The organism is Salinisphaera sp. SWV1 (assembly GCF_052044155.1).
Taxonomy (GTDB): domain Bacteria; phylum Pseudomonadota; class Gammaproteobacteria; order Nevskiales; family Salinisphaeraceae; genus Salinisphaera.
The window spans coordinates 28,076-48,367 of sequence record NZ_JBQDYE010000018.1; the positions used below are offsets into that span (position 1 = coordinate 28,076).

The 20,292-nt window shown below is 66.3% G+C and carries 18 protein-coding genes; 8 read left to right on the forward strand and 10 right to left on the reverse strand.

What is annotated here, in order from left to right; translation table 11 throughout:
- Nucleotides 1-90 precede the first annotated feature (90 nt).
- Nucleotides 91-1,056, forward strand: coding sequence for a LysR family transcriptional regulator (locus ACS8YF_RS10330; protein ID WP_440850137.1), 966 nt, complete (start codon nt 91-93; stop codon nt 1,054-1,056).
- A 180-nt stretch (nt 1,057-1,236) separates the two neighbouring features.
- Here ACS8YF_RS10330 and glcF read toward each other — a convergent pair whose 3' ends face one another.
- The 5 genes from glcF to ACS8YF_RS10355 all read right to left on the reverse strand — a co-directional run bounded on the left by glcF (nt 1,237) and on the right by ACS8YF_RS10355 (nt 6,874).
- Nucleotides 1,237-2,493, reverse strand: a complete 1,257-nt coding sequence (gene glcF, locus ACS8YF_RS10335) for a glycolate oxidase subunit GlcF (RefSeq protein ID WP_440850138.1) — start codon at nt 2,491-2,493, stop codon at nt 1,237-1,239.
- Nucleotides 2,494-2,501: 8 nt separating this feature from the next.
- Entirely contained in the window at nt 2,502-3,563 is a 1,062-nt protein-coding gene (gene glcE / locus ACS8YF_RS10340; protein WP_440850139.1) for a glycolate oxidase subunit GlcE, read from the reverse strand.
- Nucleotides 3,564-3,568: 5 nt separating this feature from the next.
- Nucleotides 3,569-5,014 carry an FAD-linked oxidase C-terminal domain-containing protein gene (locus ACS8YF_RS10345; protein WP_440850182.1) on the reverse strand — a complete coding sequence of 482 codons (1,446 nt, stop codon included), beginning with the start codon at nt 5,012-5,014 and terminating at the stop codon, nt 3,569-3,571.
- A 282-nt stretch (nt 5,015-5,296) separates the two neighbouring features.
- Complete coding sequence (locus tag ACS8YF_RS10350) at nt 5,297-5,968, reverse strand: hypothetical protein (RefSeq protein WP_440850140.1); 672 nt, start codon at nt 5,966-5,968, stop codon at nt 5,297-5,299.
- Between the two features lie 81 nt (nt 5,969-6,049).
- Nucleotides 6,050-6,874 (reverse strand): OBAP family protein, encoded by an 825-nt coding sequence (locus ACS8YF_RS10355; RefSeq protein ID WP_440850141.1) that lies wholly within the window; start codon nt 6,872-6,874, stop codon nt 6,050-6,052.
- A 197-nt stretch (nt 6,875-7,071) separates the two neighbouring features.
- Between ACS8YF_RS10355 and ACS8YF_RS10360 the strand changes: the two genes are divergently transcribed.
- Nucleotides 7,072-7,458 (forward strand): DUF2267 domain-containing protein, encoded by a 387-nt coding sequence (locus tag ACS8YF_RS10360; RefSeq protein WP_440850142.1) that lies wholly within the window; start codon nt 7,072-7,074, stop codon nt 7,456-7,458.
- Nucleotides 7,459-7,505: 47 nt separating this feature from the next.
- Here the strand turns inward: ACS8YF_RS10360 and ACS8YF_RS10365 are convergent, their stop codons facing one another.
- The 3 genes from ACS8YF_RS10365 to ACS8YF_RS10375 form a co-directional block, all read right to left on the reverse strand.
- Nucleotides 7,506-7,889, reverse strand: coding sequence for a response regulator transcription factor (locus tag ACS8YF_RS10365; protein ID WP_440850143.1), 384 nt, complete (start codon nt 7,887-7,889; stop codon nt 7,506-7,508).
- Between the two features lie 71 nt (nt 7,890-7,960).
- Nucleotides 7,961-9,232 carry an NAD(P)/FAD-dependent oxidoreductase gene (locus ACS8YF_RS10370; protein ID WP_440850144.1) on the reverse strand — a complete coding sequence of 424 codons (1,272 nt, stop codon included), beginning with the start codon at nt 9,230-9,232 and terminating at the stop codon, nt 7,961-7,963.
- Nucleotides 9,233-9,678: 446 nt separating this feature from the next.
- On the reverse strand, nt 9,679-10,326 hold the full coding sequence (locus ACS8YF_RS10375; protein ID WP_440850145.1) for a response regulator transcription factor: 648 nt from the start codon (nt 10,324-10,326) through the stop codon (nt 9,679-9,681).
- Between the two features lie 190 nt (nt 10,327-10,516).
- On the opposite strand from ACS8YF_RS10375, the gene ACS8YF_RS10380 reads away from it, so the two are divergent.
- On the forward strand, nt 10,517-12,295 hold the full coding sequence (locus tag ACS8YF_RS10380) for a thiamine pyrophosphate-requiring protein (RefSeq protein WP_440850146.1): 1,779 nt from the start codon (nt 10,517-10,519) through the stop codon (nt 12,293-12,295).
- A 25-nt stretch (nt 12,296-12,320) separates the two neighbouring features.
- Here ACS8YF_RS10380 and mdoH read toward each other — a convergent pair whose 3' ends face one another.
- Entirely contained in the window at nt 12,321-14,063 is a 1,743-nt protein-coding gene (gene mdoH, locus ACS8YF_RS10385) for a glucans biosynthesis glucosyltransferase MdoH (protein ID WP_440850147.1), read from the reverse strand.
- Between the two features lie 25 nt (nt 14,064-14,088).
- Entirely contained in the window at nt 14,089-14,718 is a 630-nt protein-coding gene (locus tag ACS8YF_RS10390) for a class I SAM-dependent methyltransferase (protein ID WP_440850148.1), read from the reverse strand.
- A gap of 155 nt (nt 14,719-14,873) precedes the next feature.
- Here ACS8YF_RS10390 and ACS8YF_RS10395 point away from each other — a divergent pair, with 155 nt between their 5' ends.
- The 5 genes from ACS8YF_RS10395 (at nt 14,874) to tcuB (ending at nt 20,265) form a co-directional block, all read left to right on the forward strand.
- A complete protein-coding gene (locus ACS8YF_RS10395; protein WP_440850149.1) occupies nt 14,874-15,650 on the forward strand; it encodes a GNAT family N-acetyltransferase in 777 nt (258 codons plus the stop codon).
- 63 nt (nt 15,651-15,713) lie between these two features.
- On the forward strand, nt 15,714-16,508 hold the full coding sequence (locus ACS8YF_RS10400) for an undecaprenyl-diphosphate phosphatase (RefSeq protein WP_440850150.1): 795 nt from the start codon (nt 15,714-15,716) through the stop codon (nt 16,506-16,508).
- A 40-nt stretch (nt 16,509-16,548) separates the two neighbouring features.
- Nucleotides 16,549-17,613: an NAD(P)H-dependent flavin oxidoreductase gene (locus ACS8YF_RS10405; protein WP_440850151.1), complete on the forward strand. Its 1,065-nt coding sequence runs from the start codon at nt 16,549-16,551 to the stop codon at nt 17,611-17,613.
- Nucleotides 17,614-17,753: 140 nt separating this feature from the next.
- Complete coding sequence (gene tcuA, locus ACS8YF_RS10410; protein ID WP_440850152.1) at nt 17,754-19,145, forward strand: FAD-dependent tricarballylate dehydrogenase TcuA; 1,392 nt, start codon at nt 17,754-17,756, stop codon at nt 19,143-19,145.
- Entirely contained in the window at nt 19,138-20,265 is a 1,128-nt protein-coding gene (gene tcuB / locus ACS8YF_RS10415; RefSeq protein ID WP_440850153.1) for a tricarballylate utilization 4Fe-4S protein TcuB, read from the forward strand. The genes tcuA and tcuB overlap by 8 nt, the downstream gene beginning before the upstream one ends.
- The last annotated feature ends 27 nt before the right edge of the window (nt 20,266-20,292 follow it).

Sequence of the window (20,292 nt, forward strand, 5' to 3'; positions counted from 1 at the left end):
GCGTTAGGTTAGGCCTCTACGATACGTGATTAAATATATAAGTTTTTTAATTCGCGTATAGATTTATTAACACATGAGCCGGAGGCCGATATGGAACGCGGCATCGAGCGACTGGGCCAGATCAGCGACATCGATCTGCGCCTGCTGCGGGTATTTCGCGCCGTCGTCAACGCCGCGGGGTTCACGCCCGCCGCGGCGGCGCTCGGCATCAGCCGTTCGGCGGTGTCGATCCACATGGGCGAGCTGGAAACCCGGCTGGGCTTCACGCTGTGCCAGCGCGGGCGCTCCGGTTTCGTGCTCACGGCCGAGGGCGAGGCCATGGACCAGGCCGCGCGCCGGCTGATCGCGCATCTGCAGAGTTTCCGCAACGAGGTGAACGCCCTGCATCGCGACCTGCGGGGCGAACTCAACATCGGCATCACCGACAATCTGGTCACCCTGCCCGAGATGCGGATCACCGATGCGCTCGCCGAACTCAAGGATCGCGGGCCGAACGTGCACACCAATATCCATATGATGCCGCCGGGCAACATCGAGTCCGCCGTGCTGGACGGCCGGCTGCACGTCGGCGTCACGCCCGCAGTGTCGCGTCTGGCCGCGCTCGACTATATCCCGCTCTATACCGAGCAGACCCTGCTTTATTGCGCCGCCGGGCACCCGCTGGCGGCCGCGGATCGAGTACCGACGACCGAAGACATCGCGGCAGCCGATGCCGTGCTGCCCGCCTACCCGCTATCGGACGATGCACAAGCCGTGGTCGATCGCCTCAACCACACCGCAACCGCGAGCGAGCGCGAGGGCATCGCCTTTCTGGTACTCACCGGCCGCTATATCGGCCTGCTGCCGGAACACTACGCCCAGCGCTGGGTCGACGCCCGCCGGCTGGTCGCCGTGCGCCCGCGTGAATTCAGCTATCGCATCGACTACCACACCATCACGCGCAGCGGTCGGCGCCCGAATCGCGTACTGGATACGTTCCTGGACAGCCTCGTGCGCGGGCAGGCGCTCGAGCCGCCTGGCGCCACTTCAGTAGGCCACCCGAGCCGGAAGAATTAATCCACAGATTTCGCAGATGACGCAGATTTTTAAAGCAGTGAAATACGGCGGCTTGCCCACGCTGGCACGGATGCCGCTACCGCGTGCCATCCATGCATCACAACAAGACAACAATCCCGCCTTCTTCAATCTGTGTCATCTGCGTAATCTGCGGATAACCGAAGAACGCAGCGTTCCGACTCAAGCAGCCGCCACCGAACGCGTCGACTCAAGCGCCTCGGGCTCCAGCAGTTCGATCCAGTGGCGTACCGGGCGCTGGGCGGCGGCTTCCAGATGCAATTGGCAACCGACGTTGGCGGTGACGATCACGTCCGGGGCCTCGGCATCCAGCGATTGCAGCTTGTCCGAGCGTAGCCGGTTGGCCATTTCCGGCTGAAGGATGGAGTATGTACCGGCCGAGCCACAGCACAGATGCGCATTCGAGACATGGGTGAGCTGATAACCCGCCTGGGCGAGGATTTCGGCCACATGATCGTGCAGTCCGGGCGCATTCTGCAGCGTGCAGGGCGGATGATAAGCCACCCGCCGGCCGCCGCCGATATCGCCCAGCGCCGACAGATCCTCGCTGGCCAGCACATCGCTCAGATCGCGCGCCAGCTCGGACACGCGCGCCGCCTTCTCGGCATAGGCCGGATCGTTGCGCAGCATGTAGCCGTATTCGGTGATGGACGCGCCGCAGCCGCTGGCCGTGATCACGATCGCCTCGGCGCCCTGCTCGATGTACGGCCACCAGGCATCGATATTGGCACGCGCGAAATCGTGGGCTTCCTCGCGATGGCTCAGATGCTGCGACAACGCACCGCAGCAGCCCGCCGTGGACGGTGCAACCAGACGGATGCCGAGCCGCGCCAGGATGCGCGCGGCATGCGCATTGGTGTTGGGCGTGGCCACCGGCTGCACGCACCCTTCGTGAACGAGCATCAAGCGCCGGGTATCGCTGGCCTGCGGCCAGGCGACGCGCGGCCGTTGCGGTGGCAGCTTCTGGCGCAGGGGTAAAAGCGGGCCGACCAGAAAAGGCCGCGCGATCTGGCCGAGCGCGTGCACAATGGCGAAGCGCCGCCGATATGCCACCACGTGACGCAACAACCAGCGCAGCCAGCGTTCCCGAGCCGGCCGCTCGACCTGCTGGTCGACCAGATCGCGGCCGATGTCGGCCAGCTTGGCGTACTCGACCCCGGAGGGGCATGTCGTCTCGCAGGCCCGACAGGTCAGGCAGCGATCCAGATGCTGTTGTGTCTTTTCGGTCGGCGTTTCGCCTTCCAGCACCTGCTTGATCAGGTAAATACGCCCGCGCGGGCCGTCGCGCTCGTCGCCCAGCACCTGATAGGTCGGGCAGGTCGCGGTACAGAAACCACAGTGGGTACAGGCGCGCAGGATACGGTCGGCCTCGCGGCCGTCCTCGGTATCGCGCAGGGCGTCGATGATCGATGTCTGCATGGCAAGACCTAGAAATCGGGACAGAAACGGCCCGGGTTGAGAATCCCCGCCGGGTCCATCGATTGTTTCAAGCGCTTGTGCAGCCGTAGCAGCGGCGCCGGCATGGGGTGTTGGCGCGGGCTGATGGCGCCGCGGTAAACGCTCGCATGCCCGCCGTGGGCGGCCACGGCTTCACGTACCGTCTCGGCGGGCCGATCCGAGATCAGCCAGCGCTGGGCGCCGCCCCAGTCCATCACGGTCTCGCCCACGAGATCCAGCGGCGGCGTCGCGGGCGCGACCGACAGACGCCAGAGCGGCGAGCGGTTGTTGGCGAAAAAACCACGCCGATGCTCGCGCACATCGGTCCAGAACGTATCGTCCTCGGCCAGCGTTTCCCCGCCCAGCGTTTCCATCGCGGCCCGCACCGACGACTCCGCGCCCGACAGGCGCAGATAGGCCCGGCCGTCTTCCCAGTACGCCCCGGTGATCGGCCAGGGTTTCAGGCCCCAGGTGTTGAATCGTTCGATCGCGGCGGCCTGGTCGTATTCGAACACACGAGTCCGGGTAAAGCGCGGCGCCGGCAGCACCTTCAGGCTGATTTCCAGCAGTACGCCCAGCGTGCCGAAGGCGCCCACCATGAGCCGCGACAGATCGTAGCCGGCCACGTTCTTCATCACCTCGCCGCCGAAACGCAGTACCTCGCCGCGACCGTTGATGATGCGCGTGCCGAGCACGAAGTCGCGGGCCGCGCCCGCATACGGCCGGCTCGGCCCGGAGACGCCGGTGGCGATCGTGCCGCCCAGCGTGGCCGCTTCGCCGTAGTGCGGCGGCTCGAAGGCCAGGCGCTGGCCCTCGGCATCCAGCGCCGCCTCGATTTCGGCCAGCGGCGTGCCGGCGCGCGCGGTGATCACCAGCTCGCCGCAATCGTAGGAGACGATGCCCCGGTGGGCCCCCAGTTCGAGCGCAGCGGCATCCCGGTCGAGGGCTTCGCCGAGAAACGGCTTGCTGCCGCCCCCGGTGAGGGCCAACGGCGAGCGGCTGTGATGCGCCTCGGCCACCTGCGCGGCCAATGCTTCAGTCAGATCGGCCATGGTCGCTACAACCGTTCCAGTTCGGGATGCGGCAATTCGCCGTTGTGCACATGCATGGCCCCGAACTCGGCACAGCGATGCAGCGTCGGGACCGCCTTGTCGGGGTTGAGCAGCCGCCTGTCGTCGAAGGCGGCCTTCACGGCATGAAACTGCGTCAACTCGGCCGAGGGAAACTGCACACACATCTGATCGATCTTCTCCACGCCCACGCCGTGCTCGCCGGTGATGGTGCCGCCGTGCTCCAGGCACAGCCGGCATATTGCGCCGCCGAAGGCTTCGGTATTCTCCAGTTCGCCGGGCTGGTTGGCATCGTAGAGAATCAGCGGGTGCAGGTTGCCGTCGCCGGCGTGAAAGACATTGGCCACGCGCTGGCCGTATTGTTCGGACAATTCGCCGATGCCCATCAACACATCGGCCAGCGCGTGCCGCGGGATGGTGCCGTCCATACAGTAGTAATCGGGCGAGATCCGCCCCATGGCCGGGAAGGCGGCCTTGCGCCCGGCCCAGAACAGCGCGCGTTCGACGTCGTCGCGCGAGATGCGCACGTCGGTGGCGCCGCTTTTCTCCACCACGTCGCGCACCCGCGCCATATCGTCGGCCACTTCGCCTTCGGTGCCGTCGATTTCGCACAACAGAATGGCCGCCGCATCGGTCGGATAGCCGGCATGCACGAATTCCTCGGTCGCCCGAATCGCCGGATTGTCGAGCATTTCCAGACCGGCCGGTACGATGCCGGCCTTGATGATATCGGCCACGGCGTTGCCGGCCTTGCGTACGTCGTCGAAGGCGATCAGGGCGCACTGGGCCAGTTCCGGCTTGGGCAGCAGCTTGACCACTACCTCGACGATGACGCCGAGCAAGCCTTCCGAGCCCGTCATCAGCGCCAGCAGGTCATAGCCCGGCGAATCCAGCGCCGGACTGCCGAGCGTCAGCCGCTCGCCTTCGATGGTCACGATTTCGACCTGCACGATGTTGTTCGTGGTGAGCCCGTATTTCAGGCAGTGCACGCCACCCGAATTCTCGGCCACGTTGCCGCCGATCGAACAGGCGATCTGCGACGAGGGGTCGGGCGCGTAGTACAGACCGAGATGGTCGACTGCCTGCGATATCGCGAGATTGCGTACACCGGGCTGGACGGTCGCGCGCCGGTTGGCGGTGTCGATATCCAGAATGCGATTGAACTTGGCCAGCGACAACAGCACACCGGATTCCAGCGGCAGCGCCCCACCGGACAACCCGGTGCCGGCGCCGCGCGCGACCACCGGCGTGTCGTGCGCATGGCAGATGCGTAACACAGCCTGGACCTGCTCGATGGTCGTGGGCAGAACCGCCAGCATGGGCAGACGCCGATAGGCCGACAGTCCATCGCATTCGAACGGACGCAGATCCTCTTCGGCGTGCAGCACGATTTCATCAGGCAGTTCGGCGGTCAGCGCCGCCCGCACCCGCATCTTGTGTTGCGTATCGGGCGCGGTTGAACCTGCCCCGGCTGCTGCTGCAGCGGGCCGTTGCGACATATTCTCCTCCCTTGGCCACGGTCTGAGCCGCGTGGCATGCAGCCGGGCGCCGTGGGGCATGGCCGCTGATTGTTTTTATCGACTATACGCCCGGCACGAAGCCGGTCAAGCGCTCGGCGATGGCCGCCGCGTCGAGCCCGGGCCGTCGCCGAACGGCCGCCCCGGGGATCGCTCGGTCGGCTGCCGCACGCGGGGCCAGCGACGCCGTGGCGGCAGTCACCGCGCGCGCCGGGGCGCTTCGCCGCCCGCGGCGTGTTCGACCTGCTCGCGCAGCCAACGCTCCATCTTGCGGCGGGCACGGCGATTGGTCAGACGCCGGCTGTAGATCGACTCGGGACACAGGCGGTCGCGGTTCTCGCCGTGGACGATAAAAGTGCGCTGTACGCCGATGGCCTGACCGGACGGGCCATAGTTGCAGATCACCGTCAGCTTGAAGTCGCATACGCCCATGCGCTTGACCGGGTCTTCGTTGCCGTTGATCAGATCGTGCTGCTGACCCGACTGGCGCAACAGGGTCTGAAACGTGCCGAGGTTCATGTAGCAGCCGGTATCCAGCGGCCCCTGACGGGTCACTTCGCGCGGGTCGTTCCTGGCATTCCAGGGCTCGGCGTCGTCGAAGTCGGTGACCGAATCCCGGAATTTGCGCCCGTCCTCGAGCTTGATGCTGAGCACGACACACTGGATATAAACCGGCTCGTGACTCATGTTGCTGACGATCGCCACTGAATTGATCTGTTCGCCCCACCCCTGGTTGATCAGAATCCGAGCCTGGCGCTGACGCTTGAACGCCTGATACAGCAAATGGGCATAGAACAGCCAGATGACCATCGTGCCGAAACTGGCGATGACCGACAGCGGCTTGGCGTTGGCCGTGAAAAAATCCCACATGACCTGTTCCTGTGCTCACACGGCAGAGCAGAGCATGGCGCTTTGCTTGCGCCCGTGATGCCTTGCCGGTCCGGGGCCGCGCTATCCGGTCGGGCCGTGCCCGTCGGTACGATGAAACGCGCAGGTATGCAGCGCGGTCTGAACGCTCTGGCCGCTTTGCCAGCAGTTGGCCTGCGGTTGCACGTGCGGGGTGGGGATATCGACGCGGTTCGCGCGACGTTTGTCGGAGTCCACACCCAACCGGCGATCGCGCGCGGCCAGCTTTTCGGCGTCGATCTGGCCATCCTCGGTGAAGGCCATCATCAGCTGCGGCACGCCATACGGAAAATCGTCGCGATCGACCTGCCAGGTATGGAAGGTCTTGCCGTAGGTGGTCACCAGATCCTCGAAGTACGCATGCTCGGCCATCTCGGGAATGCCGGGCGCGACCAGCTGGCCGGATTTGATCTCGTAGTGATGGCTGTGCCAGAGCCGTTTCTCGTCATCGGGCAGTCGCGCGTAACGTTCGACACTGATGATGTATTCGATGCCGATCAATTTCGCGTCCTTCGCGTTGGCATCGAAGATCACGCACTGATGCAGATCCGGCGCCAAGTGCATGCAGAAATGGCTGGCCTCCACCTGGCGGCCCATGTCATCCGCATACATGTGGAAACCGTTGAGATACGTGTTCATCGACTCCAGCGGAATCTTGCGCTGGGCCAGCGCGGCGGCGGTATCGAGGGCCTGGTGCCTGGGCGGATGCCCGCCGCCGGTGGGCACGGCGCGGCCCAGGCGCCGACCGAGCCAGAAACCACCGGCCACCGCCAGCCCCGCGGCAAAGCCCAGCGCGGCCTCGGTCCCGGTGGGCAACGAGCGGCGCGAACGTGGCAAGAGATCGAGTTTGGCGGAATCGAATCGGGACATGGTGCTGCCTCTGATTGCAGGCGAGCGAGACACATCGCTCGCGGTGAACCGTTGCCCCGAGTGTGGTCGGCGCCAGACCATCGCGTCTGTCCGGGCAAACCCTGACGTGGCAGGATCGATAGGGGAACACCCGAATTTTCGCGAGCGCCGGGCTGCCCGATGCTGATGCGCCTCGTGTCTTGATCGAGCTTTCACGCATGCAGACCGAAAACCTGACGGCGACGGTGCACAACAGCTGCCCGCAACTGGACGCGGCGCACGTCGCCCAATGCACCCTGATCACGCTCGATGCACTCGGCGAACACCTGAGCGAGGACACCGGCGCACGCATCGCCTCCGGCTTGCCGAACGACGCGGGTGCCGCCCTGCGTTCGGGCGCCCAGCGCCCAGACACCACAGGCGAGCCGATGAAGATTGCGGTGTTTCTCGACAAGATCCGCGCCCGGACCGAGCTGCCGCCGGAACAGGCGGATTCGTTGACCTACGCGGTCGCCATCACGCTCGCGCATATGCTCGACGCGGATCGCTTGAAGCAACTGCGCGACGAGTTGCCCTGGGAGCTCGACCGCCTGTTTCGCGACTGATGCCTACCCGCTTGCCGGCGGGCCCGGGCGCAGAGCACGCAAACCGGCTATTGCGCCCGACCGCAGATATGCCATAGCTCGGCCAGCAACCAATCCGGATCGAAGGGTTTCTGAACAAACTCGGTATTCGGCGGCAGATTCGGCGGCATGCCACGGTCGGCGAACTGCGTGCCACTCATGAGAATAAGCGCCGGGTGCGGGCCCGAGGCAGCCAGCCGCTGACACAGCGTCGCGCCGCTCATGCCGGGCAGCAACCAATCGATCATGAGGCAACAGAAACGGGAGGTCTCGTCGGCATCGATGAATGCCTCGGCCGAGTCGAACAGCCGAACATCGAAGCCATCGCTGCCGAGCAACGCGGCCATCGACATGGCGAAACCCGCGTCGTCGTCGATCACCGCGACCCGAAATTGTCGAACGGTATCCAGCATGGCAATAGCCCGGAGAGGTTCTGTTGGAGGTTACGTCGACAGCGCCGGCGACGATGCAGGGCGTGCCGCGCTCAGTGCACCTTGACCCGCGGCCCGTGATCGAGCGAAAACAGGTCGGCGAGCAGGCGTCCGGTGCCACGTGCCGCACCCAGCACGACCATTCCGTGCTGGCGTTCGAGCCCGCGGTAAGCCGCCGCCGCCAGCCGGCCCCGGATCTGCAGATCCCGGCCGAACCCGCTGCGCAGACGGCCAACCGCGCCCGCGGCACCCAGCGACATCAACGTGCCCTTGTGCCGATACTCGAACGCACGCGGCATCTCGCCGGCGCAATAGCGCGGCAACTCGCGCGCCAGATGCGTGGCCTGCTCGCTCGCGGCCTGGGCGGTGGGCGGCGCCTCGGAGCCCTCGACCGCGGCACAGTCGCCAAGCACGAAGACATCGCGGGAGGTTAAGCTCTGCAGCGTCTTGCGCACCCGCCACTGACGTTTGTCGTTGGCGCACAGCGTAGCAATTTCGTCGACCACGGGCGGGCCGACACGCCCCGTTGCCCAAACCGTGAGTTGCGAGTCAAAACGCCTTCCGTCATTGGTTTCGACATGGTCGGGCGCTACCCGGCTGATCTGGCAACCGGTCCGAATCGTGACGCCGGCTTTTTGCAGACGCTCGCGAACCGCCGCACGCTCGGCGTCACCCATCGACGGCATGAACTCATCCATGGCCTCGACCAGCGTGACACGCAGGCCGGGCCGGGCATCGCGCGGCGCCACCGCGGCCGGCTGGGCGTCGGTCGCCAGATAAGCCGCAAGCTCGACGCCGGTCAGCCCGGTGCCGACGATGAGCACATCCATCACCGGATCACGAGCGTGAACGGTCGCTGCCAGCGCAGCCAGCGACAAGCGATTGAATACCGCCTCGGCGTCTTCCGCGCGATCCAGCATGAAGGCATGTTCGGTCACGCCCTCGACACCCAGATCGGGGGTTACCCCGCCCAGCGCGAGCACGAGCACGTCGTACGCGAGTTCGCGCGCGCCGACCACCTTGCGCTCGCGAGCATCGTCCATGGCGCCGAGTTCGATGCGGCGCGCCTCCGGGTCGACATCGCACAGGCTGCCCTGCACGAACACGAAACCCCAGCGCTCCGCAAGACCGGCATATTCCATCTCGTCGACCATGCTCCGTCGGGCACCCGCCGCCATCTCGTGCAACCGCGGCTTCCAGATATGTGTGTCCGACTGATCAACCAGAAATACCCGGATGCCACCCTGACGAGCCAGCCGGATGGCCAGTTCGAGGCCGCCGGCGCCACCGCCGGCAATCACCACGCGCGTCGAAGTCACGCTCATGATCCATACCCTCGCTGATCGCGGTTTTTTTCAACGCCCATGGTGGCTCAGGTGCGGGGGCGAATTGATCCGGGAAAGCACATAGATCACCGACGCCAGGCGAATCACGAACCCGGTGGGCGTTCGAGGGCAGGCCCTAATCCCCGGCAAGGCATGGCACCAAGGACCCGGGACATGGGCCCGGCCGCCCCGCCCGCCGGACGCCCGGGCAAGCCGCCCTTGAATACGCCCGCGGCACCGGGGACGATCACGTCCGACCGTCTGGCAACCATTTTCAATGACTTTGACAGCGGCAAACCCGACGGCATGGGGATGGGGCGGTCGGTCAGCCGGGCACTGGCCGAACGCCATGGTGGCCGGCCTTGGGACGAAGCCGATACAACCGAGGGTGCTCGCCCCGTGCCGGAACGCCCCAAGAACGATCCGGGCGACAGCGCGCCCGACAACTACCGGCGCCGCTCGGGCCCGCGGTTGCGGGCTGCACTCGGCGACTCGCCGGTGGCGGTCAGGTGCAGGCGGACCAGTTCGGCCAGCGAGCCGGCGCGCATCTTGTTCATCACGTTGGCACGATGCAATTCGACCGTTTTCGGACTGATGCCGAGGCGTCGTGCGATATGCTTGTTCGACCAGCCCGCGACCACTTCGTGCAGCACGTCGGCCTCGCGCGGGGTAAGCAACGCCATCCGGGCGCACACGCTCTCGCAGTGTTGATGCTCGGCCAGGATCTCGCGGCTACGTTCGATCGCCTCGCGCACTTCGGCCAATAACAGCTCGCCGTTCACCGGCTTGGTGAGGAAATTGGCCGCCCCTTCGCGCATGGCCGATACCGAGGCCTCGACGTCGCCGTAGCCGGTCATGAAGATCACTGGCAGATGCGGGGCCTCGTCGGCCAGCGCGCGCTGAATATCCAGCCCGCTCATGTCGGGTATGCGCAGATCGAGCAGGACACACCCCGGACGCATGTCGCGCTCGCGCGCGACGAACGCCCGCCCCGTGGAGTACCCGGCACTCACAATCTGGATCGAGTGGAGCAAACAACGAAGCGAATCACATACCGCGTCGTCATCGTCGACGACATGAACCAGCGGTTCCATCACATTACCGCCTGCGTGTGGTGCCTCAAGGCTAGCAGCCGGCGAGCCGGGTCGAACCCCGTATTTGCCCGCATGTCGCCAATTGACGTCAGTATCGGCGAACGGGACCGAACACCTAGGGATTGTCACGGATTGGGTGGCCGGCCTGTTGTACCTACGGTGGCATGGCCATTCGATATGGATACCTGCCATGTCTCGAACCGTCGGAGATTTCATCGTTGCGCGCCTGCGCGAATGGGGCGTGACCCGTTGCTACGGTTACTCGGGCGACGGCATCAACGGGGTCATGGCCGGTCTGCGCCGCGCCGAAAGCGGACCGCGTCTGATCCAGCCCCGGCACGAGGAGCTGGCCGCATTCATGGCCAGCGCCCACGCCAAGTTCACCGGCACGCCGGGCGTGTGCATCTCGACCTCGGGCCCGGGCGCGATCCATCTGCTCAATGGGCTGTACGACGCCAGGAAGGATCACGTGCCGGCGGTGGCGATCGTCGGCCAGCAGTCGCGCATGAGCCTCGGCACCGATTACCAGCAGGAGATCGATCTGATCTCGCTGTACAAGGATGTGGCCAGTGATTATGTCCACATGGTTAGCGATCCACGCCAGACGCGACACCTGGTGGATCAGGCCATGCGCATCGCCATCGGCCGGCGCGCGGTCACCGCGCTGATCGTACCGGCCGATATCCAGGACGCGCCGATGGCACAGCCACCGGCCACGCACGGGGCGACATTTTCCGGCATTGGCTACAACCCGCCGGTGACGTGCCCCGCCGAAGCCGATCTGGAGGCCGCGGCCAGGATTCTCGACGAAGGCGAACGCGTGGCGATTCTGGCCGGCGCCGGCACCAAGGACGCAGTCGACGAGGTACTGGCCCTGGCGGACAAGCTCGGCGCGGGCGTCGCCAAGGCCATCCTGGCAAAAACGATGATCCCGGACGACGTCGACTGCGTTACCGGTGCCATCGGCCTGCTGGGCACCGAGCCGAGCGCCGACATGATGGCCGGCTGCGATACCCTGCTGATGATCGGCACACGCTTTCCCTACGCCGAATTCCTGCCGGCCGACGATCAGGCGCGCGCGGTGCAGATCGATATCGACGCCGAAGCGCTCGGCCTGCGCTACCCGACCGAAGTCAACCTGCACGGCGAGGCCAAGGCCACGGCCGCTGCGCTGACCGAGCGCGTCAGTCGCAAGACCGATCGCAAATGGCAGAACAAGCTCATCGAGAAGACCCGCGCCTGGTGGGGCACCATGGCCGAACGGGCGCAGATGAGCGCCGATCCGGTCAATCCGCAGGCGATCTTCGCCGAGTTGTCGAACCGGATGCCCAGCGACATCATGCTGACCTGCGACGTCGGCTCGGCGACCAACTGGTATGCGCGTTATCTCAAGATCCGGCGCGGCATGATCGGATCGGTGTCCGGCGGGCTGGCGTCGATGGGCAACGGCGTGCCCTATCTCGCGGCGGCCAAGTTCGCCTATCCGGACCGTCCCGGCATCGCCATGGTCGGCGACGGCGCGATGCAGATGAGCGGCAACCAGGCGCTGACCACGATCGCCAAGTACTGGACCGAGTGGCCGAATCCGACGGCCATCGTGCTGGTGCTCAACAACCGCGATCTCAACCAGGTGACCTGGGAACAGCGGGTCATGGAAGGCGATCCCAAGTTCGAGACCTCGCAGGACCTGCCGGACTTCGCCTACGACCAGTACGCCGAGCTGCTGGGCCTGAAAGGCCTGCGCATCGACTCGCCCGACCAGATCGAAGGCGTCTGGCGCGAAGCGCTGGCCGCCGACCGGCCGGTGGTGATCAACGCCTATACCGACCCGGAGGTCGCCCCGCTGCCGCCGCATATCAGTTTCGAGCAGGCCAGGCACTTTATGTCGTCGATGGTCAAGGGCGATCCGGAGTCGGCGCACATCATTCGCGAATCCTTCATGCAGATGTGGGCCAAGTGGCGTCACTGACGGCCACGGCCGGCGACCCGGCGCGTCACCCCGCATCGGCAGGCCGCGTGGCCAGCACTGCTGGCCGTTCTCTTTCCTCGGGAACGAGACACAGCCGGCGGCGCTGCATGCCCGCCCCGACCGCCCGGCGTCCGCTCCAGACGGTCAACGGCACCGCGAGGGCCGGGCCGAGGATGATCGGCGCGGCCCATAACGTGGCGCCGAATCCGGCGGCGCCCCAGAGCGCCGCGGCCATCCCGACCCCGGCCAGCGTATGTGGCGCCAACGGCGGCCAGGCGTCACGCCAGGCGATATCCAGGCGATCCCGATTCTGTCCGCCCCAGGCCACGCTGCGGCCGAACATCAGCCCGATCAGAAACAGCGTGATTGACAGCGCCACCACCGGCGCAATCAGGACCGATGACAGCAGTTCAACCAGCACGGAGGCCGCAAACACGACGCTGCCGCCGTAGCGGGCCGTGTCGTGGGCGGACAACAGCACATCGAGTACCCCGGCGATCTTGGGCGTGATCGCCAGCACGAACACGCCCACGAACAGGCCGAACCCGAGCCGCACGTCGCCCAGGCTGAGATCGCCGAGCACGCCGCCGATACAGCTTGCCGCGATCATGCCGATCCAGGCCGCCGGCGCGATATACATCCCGATGGCCTGCAGCAGCTGGAAGCGGCTCACCGGCCGCAGCCCGGGCGTGCCGAGTAGCCGCAGGTACTGCATGTTGCCCTGGCACCAGCGCAGTTCGCGGCGAATGAAATCCAGCAGCGTGGGCGGATTGATCTCGTAGCTGTCGCTCTCGACCGGCACCACGCGCACCTCGTAGCCGGCCCGGCGCATGAAGGTCGCCTCGAGTTGATCGTGGCTGAGCACTGCGCCGCCCCACGGCGGGCGTCCCGACAGCCGGGGCAGCCGGCAATGCGACCGAAACGGCGCCACGCGGATCACTGCGTTGTGCCCCCAATAAGCCCCACAGTCGGCGGTCCACCAGGCCGCGCCCGTGGTGAAAGCCCGCATCGCATGGCGCATACCGAACTGGAATACACGCGTGAAACCACTGTGGCTGGGCATGCCCACCACGAGGCTCTGCAGAATGCCGATCTCCGGCCGCGCCTGCATGACCCCCACCAGGCGCACGATGACCTCGCCCGACATCAGGCTGTCGGCATCGAGCGGGATGAAATAGTCGAAGGCCGCCCCGCGTTGCGCCAGGAAATCCGCGATATTGCCCGCCTTGTAGCCGCGGTTGTGCATCCGCCGGCGGTAGATCGGCGCGGGTTCGCCGGGCGCGGAATGGTCGCGGAAGGCGGCAAAGGCGGCACGCTCGGCGGCGACGATATCGGGCTCGTCGGAATCACTGAGCACGGCGAACGTGAATCGATCGATGCCGCCGGTCGCGGCCAGCGAGTCGCGCATGCACGCCAGGCGTTCGAATACCGGCGCGGTGGCCTCGTTGCGCAACGTCATCACCAGCACCGTACTGCAAGCGAGCGCCGGCAACTCGGCATCGGCGTCGGTCAAAGCGGCCACCCCGGGCATGGCACGCACCTGCTCGGGGCGGAGATGGCGCAGGGCCAGCCCGATCACGGCATTCCAGAAACCGAGTACCGTGTACGGCATGCTCAGCAGGAAACCGAAACCGATCAGGCCTTCGGACAGCGTCAGGCCATCGGCGGCCAACAAGGACAGCATGGCCGCGAAGGCCGCGGCCAGCGTGACCAGGTTCAGGGCGAGAACGAGATAGCGGCGGCGGCGGACGTCGACCGGTGCGGACATGAAATGGCGGACCTCGGGCGGACGATCATTCCGAGTCTAATCGCCCGAGGCAGACATCTCGATAGCGATCTCCCGAGGGCCTTGTTTCCCGGGCCCGATACTGCCAGAGCGTGGCCGGCGGCCAGTTCTGGGCAACGCGGCGATAGCGTTCGGCGCGATAATTCCAGGCGCGCAGATGGCGCTGGCGCACCGGGGAGCCGGGCAGATAGGTGATCTGGGTGAAAGTGGCCCCGGGCGCGGCGCGGGCGAAACAGTCGTCCAGCACGGCACGCTGGGCGGTGCGCCCGAAGTGCAGGATGGGCAGCGTCGAGATGACCGCCGCGATGCGGTCGATACGGCGCGTCTCGAACAACGGGTCGAGCGCCCGCGCATCCGCCCGGGCGACAAGATCGCGACCGAAACGCCGGCGCAGATGCGCGGCGAGTTCGGCATTCGCCTCGACGATGCACAATCGCTGTCGATCCACGCCCGCCGCCAACATCGCCGATGTCACCGGGCCGGTCCCGGCCCCCAGTTCGACAATCGTGCCTTCATCGGGGGCCGCCGCGACGGCGTCGACGAAAGCGGCCGCCACGGCGGCACCGCTCGGCGCCAGGGTAGCGATCTGGCGCGGTTTCGCCAGCCACAACCGCCAGAGAAGCGTGAGTTCCGACATGGAAGAAATATCCGGGATTTCGCCCAGATTTAGCAGCGCTTCGTGACCCGGCGATGACGTCCGGCCTTTCACGGCGCGGTCATCTCAAGGTCATCGAGTCATCACATGCCCGGTCGAGAATCGGGGCCGTTAATCCGGTCTCTGGAGGCCATCGCATGTCCATCGCGACCCGTATCGAACGCGCTCCGCGCGGCTTCTATTACAGTTTCGCCCAGACCGAAGAGGACGTCCGCGACAGTCTGGCCCTGCGTCACCGCGTATTCGTGGAGGAAATGGGCGCCCGCATCGAACCGGGCCCCGCCGGGCTGGAAACCGATGCCATGGATGAATATTGCCTGCACCTGATCGTGCGCGAGGCCACCACCCACCGCGCCGTGGCCAGCACGCGCATCCTCACCCACGAAGCCGCCATCGCCGCCGGGCGCTTCTATTCCGCCACCGAGTTCGATATCGACCGTCTCCTGGCGCGCCCGGGGCGGTTTCTCGAGATCGGGCGTACCTGCGTCGATTCCGCGCACCGCGGCGGCGCGGCCATCGCCATGCTGTGGAACGGGCTGGCAGACCTGATTCGGGCCGACGACTACGATCATCTCATCGGCTGTGCCAGCATCGACCTGCGCGACGGCCTGGACCGGGCGCATGCCATCTGCCGCGACATCCTGGCGCGCCAGCCGGTGCCTGCGCCGCACCGCGTGGCGCCGCGGCGCCCGCTGCCGGCCGCCTCCAACCGGCTGGTCCGTGCCGTGCGGATGCCGCCGCTGATCAAGGCCTATCTCCGGCTCGGCGCGCGCGTCGGCGGCCCGCCGTGCCATGACCCCGACTTCGGCGTGGCCGACGTGTTCATGCATCTGGATGTCGCCCGGCTGTCACCGCGCTATGCCCGGCATTTTCTCGGCACGACGGCGGCCGACGATATCAGGCTCACGGCATAAACGCCCGGTCGCACGGCCGGATCGAGCGCTCAGGTAAACTAGGCGTTTTTTGAGGGCGAAGTCTTGGCCGACCTGTTCAATGTCACGCTGCTCGGCATCATCGAGGGCATCACCGAGTTCCTGCCCATTTCCAGCACCGGCCATCTGCTGATTGCCGAACGCTGGCTCGGACAACGCTCGGATCTGTTCAACATCGTGATTCAGGCCGGCGCCATCCTCGCCGTCTGTCTGATCTACCGGCAGCGTATCGTCGCCTTGTTCACCAACTGGCGCGACCCGGTGCAGCGCGATTATCTCGCCAAGCTGACGGTGGCCTTTCTGATCACCGCGGTGCTGGGCCTGATCGCGGTCAAGGCCGGCTTCCAGCTGCCGAAACACCTGTATGGCGTGGCCTGGGCGCTGATCATCGGCGGCTTCTGGATGATTGCGGCCGAGCAGATCGCCGCCCGGCGGCCCGAGTCGTCGAAGATCACCTGGACCGTGGCCATTCTGGTCGGCATCGCGCAGATGGTCGCCGGCCTGTTCCCGGGCACCTCACGCTCGGGCGCGACCATCTTCATTGCCCTGCTGGCCGGCACCAACAACCGTAGTGCGGCCACCGAGTTCGCGTTTCTGGTCGGCATCCCGACCATGTTCGCGGCCAGCGGCTATGAGTTGTTCCACAGTATCCACCACGGCCAGGTCGGCAACGTGAACTGGACCGCGGTCGCCATCGGATTCGTGGTCTCCACCATTGTGGCGTTTGTGGCGGTGAAATGGCTGCTGACCTATATCCAGAGCCATCGATTTACCGCGTTCGCCATTTACCGCATCATTTTCGGGGTGGTGCTGCTGGCGCTATTGCCCGGCGCCGGCTGAACGGGTACAGCTTAAGGGGCGCCCATACCGGATACGCCCCATGAACCACGCCCTGGCCGAACTGCTGAATATTCGCCACCCCCTGATCCAGGCGCCAATGGCCGGGGGGCCGACCACGCCGGCACTGGTCGCCGCGGTATCGAACGCCGGCGCCCTCGGCTCGATCGGCGCCGGCTATCTTGCGCCGGAGGCGCTGGCACGCATGATCGCCGCGGTGCGCGCCGCCAGTGAACGCCCGTTCGGCGTGAACCTGTTCGTGCCGGGTCCGTGCACGCGCGATGCGGCACGGGTGGCAGCGGCCAATGCGCATATGGCCGAATTCCGACGCGAACTCGACATCGAAGCGCCGTCGGATATCGCCGACATCGCCCCCGATTTCGAAGCACAGTTCGAGGCCGTGCTGGCCGCGGCACCGGCGCTGGTCAGCACCACCTTCGGCGCGTTGACGGGCGCCCAGGTCGACCAGTTGCAGACGGCCGGCTGCCGGGTGGCCGGCACCGCCACCACGGTCGCCGAAGCCCGTCATCTCGAAGCCACTGGCGTGGATGCGGTCGTCGCGCAGGGGTTCGAGGCCGGCGGCCATCGCGGCAGCTTTCTCGATGATTTCGAGCGCTCGGCAGTGGGCACGCTCGCGCTCGTGCCGCAGATCGTGGATGCGGTGCGCCTTCCGGTGATCGCCTCGGGCGGCATCATGGACGGACGCGGCATCGCCGCCGCGCATTGCCTGGGTGCGGCCGGGGTGCAGATGGGCACCGCCTTTCTCGCCACCGACGAATCGGGCGCCAAACCCGAGCACAAGAACGCCCTGCCCGGCGCCGCCGATACCGCGACCACGCTCACGGCCGCGTTTTCCGGCAAGCCGGCCCGCGGGCTGCGCAATCGCTTCACCGAAGCCTTCATGCACCACGTCGACCCATTGCCGGATTACCCCGAACAGAATGCCTGGACCCAGGACATCCGGGGGGCCGCGGCGGCCCAGCACCGGCCCGAGTTCATGTCGTTATGGGCCGGCCAGGCCGCCGGCCTCGCCCGTCCCCTGCCGGCCGGCGAGCTGGTCGCCATCCTGGTCAAGGAAGCCCACGGCCTGATTCCGGGCTGTATCTAGGGCCTGTCCCACTCGGCTGTTCACCGCTGGCCGCGATCACCGCCCCGGCACGGTCGCGGCGCGCATATTTCATTTGTATTTTTATGTATACAACCGTATAAATTATGACAAAGACGTAATCACGGCGGGTGCCCGATTCGATGAGCAGCGATCATGCGGCCTATGATGTTCTGATCGCCGGCGGCGGCAACGCCGCGCTGTGCGCGGCGATCACGGCCGCCCGCGCCGGCGCCTCGGTGCTCGTGGTCGAGCGTGCACCGATGCCCTATCGTGGTGGCAACACCCGGCATACCCGCAATATGCGCGTGGCCCACGAGGCCGGCAACGAGATCCTCACCGGGCCCTATCCGGTGGATGAGTTCTGGGAGGATCTGCTACGGGTGACCGCCGGCCACACCGATCGCGAACTCGCCCGCCTGACGCTCGAGAAATCCGTTGAGCTCTGGGATTTTCTCTACGCACAAGGTGTGCGCTATCAGCCCTCGCTGGGCGGTACGCTGTCGCTCGGCCGTACCAACGCCTTCTTTCTGGGGGGCGGCAAGACCCTGTTGAATGCCCTTTATCGCACGGCCGGGAAGCTGGGCGTCGTCGTGCGCTATGAAACAACCGTCGTGGACATGGCGATCACCGGCAGCCGTTTCGAATCGGCTACGGTCGAACACGAAGGCGGACGCGAGACCATCCGGGCGAATGCTTTCGTTGCCGCCTCCGGCGGCTTCGAAGCCAACCTCGAATGGCTGACCGAAGCCTGGGGGCCGGCCGCCGCCAATTTCCTGATCCGCGGCACGCCCTACAACCGTGGCGAACTGCTGCGGCTGCTACTCGAGAACGGCGTGGCTCAGGTCGGCGACGCCACCCAGGGGCACGCCGTGGCCATCGACGGACGGGCGCCGAAGTTCGACGGCGGCATCGTCACCCGTCTGGACTGCGTGCCCTTCGGCATCGTGCTCAATGCCGAGGCACAACGTTTCTACGACGAAGGCGAGGATTTCTGGCCCAAGCGCTATGCGATCTGGGGCCGGCTGGTGGCGGGCCAGCCCGAACAGGTCGGGCATGTGTTCATCGATGCCAAGTCGATCAAGTTGTTCATGCCGTCGGTGTTCACGCCGGCAAAAGCCGACACGATCGAGGAACTGGCCGCAAGGATCGGCCTCGACCCGGCGGCAACCCGGGCGTCGATCGATGAATTCAACGCCGCCTGCCGGGTCGGGCATTTCGACCACACAGCCTACGACGCATGTCATACCGAAGGCATCGAGCCGCCGAAATCGCACTGGGCGCGGCCGATCGATACCCCGCCTTACTATGCCTACACCCTGCGTTGCGGTATCACCTTCACCTATCTCGGCGTGAAGGTCGATCGCGGCGCGCGCATGCAGATGGCCGACGGCCGGCCGGCTGACAACCTCTATGCCGCCGGCGAAATCATGGCCGGCAATGTGCTCGGCCAGGGGTATCTGGCCGGCATCGGCATGACCATCGGCAGCGTATTCGGCCGTCTGGCCGGCGAAGGAGCCGCGAGCCATGTCTGACGTCAATGTTTCCGATTTCAATCTGGCCGAACTGACCCGCATGGATCAGGACGAGGTTGCGCGCCAGATGTCGATCTGCAACGCCTGTCGTTATTGCGAAGGGCTGTGCGCGGTCTTCCCGGCGATGGAACTGCGGCGTGCCTTCGACGGAACCGATGTCGATTATCTGTCGAATCTCTGCCACAACTGCGGCGCCTGTTATGACGCCTGCCAGTACGCACCGCCGCACGAGTTCGGCATCAACGTGCCGCAGGCCATGGCCGATCTACGCGAGAATTCCTACCCGCGTTATGTCTGGCCCGCGGCGTTCTCCGGTCTGTTCACACGCAATGCGTTCTGGATCGGGCTCGCCGCCGTGACCTTCGTGGCGGCATTCATCGCCGGCGTGATCGGCTGGCATACCGCGGGCGCGATGTTCGCCACCCATACCGGCAACGGCGCCTTCTACCGCCTGATCCCGCACGGCATACTGGTGGCGATCTTCGGCACGTTGCTCGGCTATGCGATTCTCGCCATGGCGCTGAGCGTGCGCCGCTTCTGGCGGGCCACCCACGGCGGCGAACCGCTGGCAGCGGGCTCGATCCGACAGGCGATCCACGACACGGCCACGCTACGTTATCTGCACGGCGGCGGTCCGGGTTGTACCGGCGTGTCGGGCCGGCCGAGCGATCATCGGCGCTGGTGCCACCACGCCACGGCTTACGGCTTCGTGCTGTGCCTGGCCTCGACCAGCCTGGCCACGGTCTGTCACTACCTGGGCTATGAGGCGCCCTACCCGGTCTGGCACCCGGTGGTCATCCTCGGCGTGCTCGGCGGTATCGGGCTGATCGCCGGCCCGATCGGGCTGTTGACCGGCCGGCCGGCATCGGCCCGGGGCAAATCGCGCCCGGCCGACATCGGGCTGGTGTTCATCGTCATGCTGCTGGCGACCAGCGCCTCCGGACTGGCCGTGCTGATTCTGCGTGCCACACCCTTGATGGGCCTGGCGTTGACCCTTCATCTGGGCATTGTCGCCGCACTGTTCGTCAGCCTGCCCTACGGCAAGTTCGTGCACGGCCTGCACCGCGTGGCCGCGCTGGTGCGCCACGCTCACGAGCAGCGGGCCGCGGCGCGCGGCTGATCGGGTCCATCCAATACGATAAGCTCG

What these genes read in the sequence shown, in the direction of transcription:
- ACS8YF_RS10350 (WP_440850140.1), bottom strand. Translation starts at nt 5,968, where the DNA reads ATGTGGGATTTTTTCACGGCCAACGCCAAGCCGCTGTCGGTCATCGCC.
- ACS8YF_RS10355 (WP_440850141.1), bottom strand. Translation starts at nt 6,874, where the DNA reads ATGTCCCGATTCGATTCCGCCAAACTCGATCTCTTGCCACGTTCGCGC.
- glcE (WP_440850139.1), bottom strand. Translation starts at nt 3,563, where the DNA reads ATGGCCGATCTGACTGAAGCATTGGCCGCGCAGGTGGCCGAGGCGCAT.
- ACS8YF_RS10365 (WP_440850143.1), bottom strand. Translation starts at nt 7,889, where the DNA reads ATGCTGGATACCGTTCGACAATTTCGGGTCGCGGTGATCGACGACGAC.
- ACS8YF_RS10390 (WP_440850148.1), bottom strand. Translation starts at nt 14,718, where the DNA reads ATGTCGGAACTCACGCTTCTCTGGCGGTTGTGGCTGGCGAAACCGCGC.
- tcuB (WP_440850153.1), top strand. Translation starts at nt 19,138, where the DNA reads ATGTCTGACGTCAATGTTTCCGATTTCAATCTGGCCGAACTGACCCGC.
- ACS8YF_RS10330 (WP_440850137.1), top strand. Translation starts at nt 91, where the DNA reads ATGGAACGCGGCATCGAGCGACTGGGCCAGATCAGCGACATCGATCTG.
- ACS8YF_RS10360 (WP_440850142.1), top strand. Translation starts at nt 7,072, where the DNA reads ATGCAGACCGAAAACCTGACGGCGACGGTGCACAACAGCTGCCCGCAA.
- ACS8YF_RS10380 (WP_440850146.1), top strand. Translation starts at nt 10,517, where the DNA reads ATGTCTCGAACCGTCGGAGATTTCATCGTTGCGCGCCTGCGCGAATGG.
- mdoH (WP_440850147.1), bottom strand. Translation starts at nt 14,063, where the DNA reads ATGTCCGCACCGGTCGACGTCCGCCGCCGCCGCTATCTCGTTCTCGCC.
- glcF (WP_440850138.1), bottom strand. Translation starts at nt 2,493, where the DNA reads ATGCAGACATCGATCATCGACGCCCTGCGCGATACCGAGGACGGCCGC.
- ACS8YF_RS10345 (WP_440850182.1), bottom strand. Translation starts at nt 5,014, where the DNA reads ATGCGGGTGCGGGCGGCGCTGACCGCCGAACTGCCTGATGAAATCGTG.
- ACS8YF_RS10375 (WP_440850145.1), bottom strand. Translation starts at nt 10,326, where the DNA reads ATGGAACCGCTGGTTCATGTCGTCGACGATGACGACGCGGTATGTGAT.
- ACS8YF_RS10395 (WP_440850149.1), top strand. Translation starts at nt 14,874, where the DNA reads ATGTCCATCGCGACCCGTATCGAACGCGCTCCGCGCGGCTTCTATTAC.
- ACS8YF_RS10370 (WP_440850144.1), bottom strand. Translation starts at nt 9,232, where the DNA reads ATGAGCGTGACTTCGACGCGCGTGGTGATTGCCGGCGGTGGCGCCGGC.
- ACS8YF_RS10405 (WP_440850151.1), top strand. Translation starts at nt 16,549, where the DNA reads ATGAACCACGCCCTGGCCGAACTGCTGAATATTCGCCACCCCCTGATC.
- tcuA (WP_440850152.1), top strand. Translation starts at nt 17,754, where the DNA reads ATGAGCAGCGATCATGCGGCCTATGATGTTCTGATCGCCGGCGGCGGC.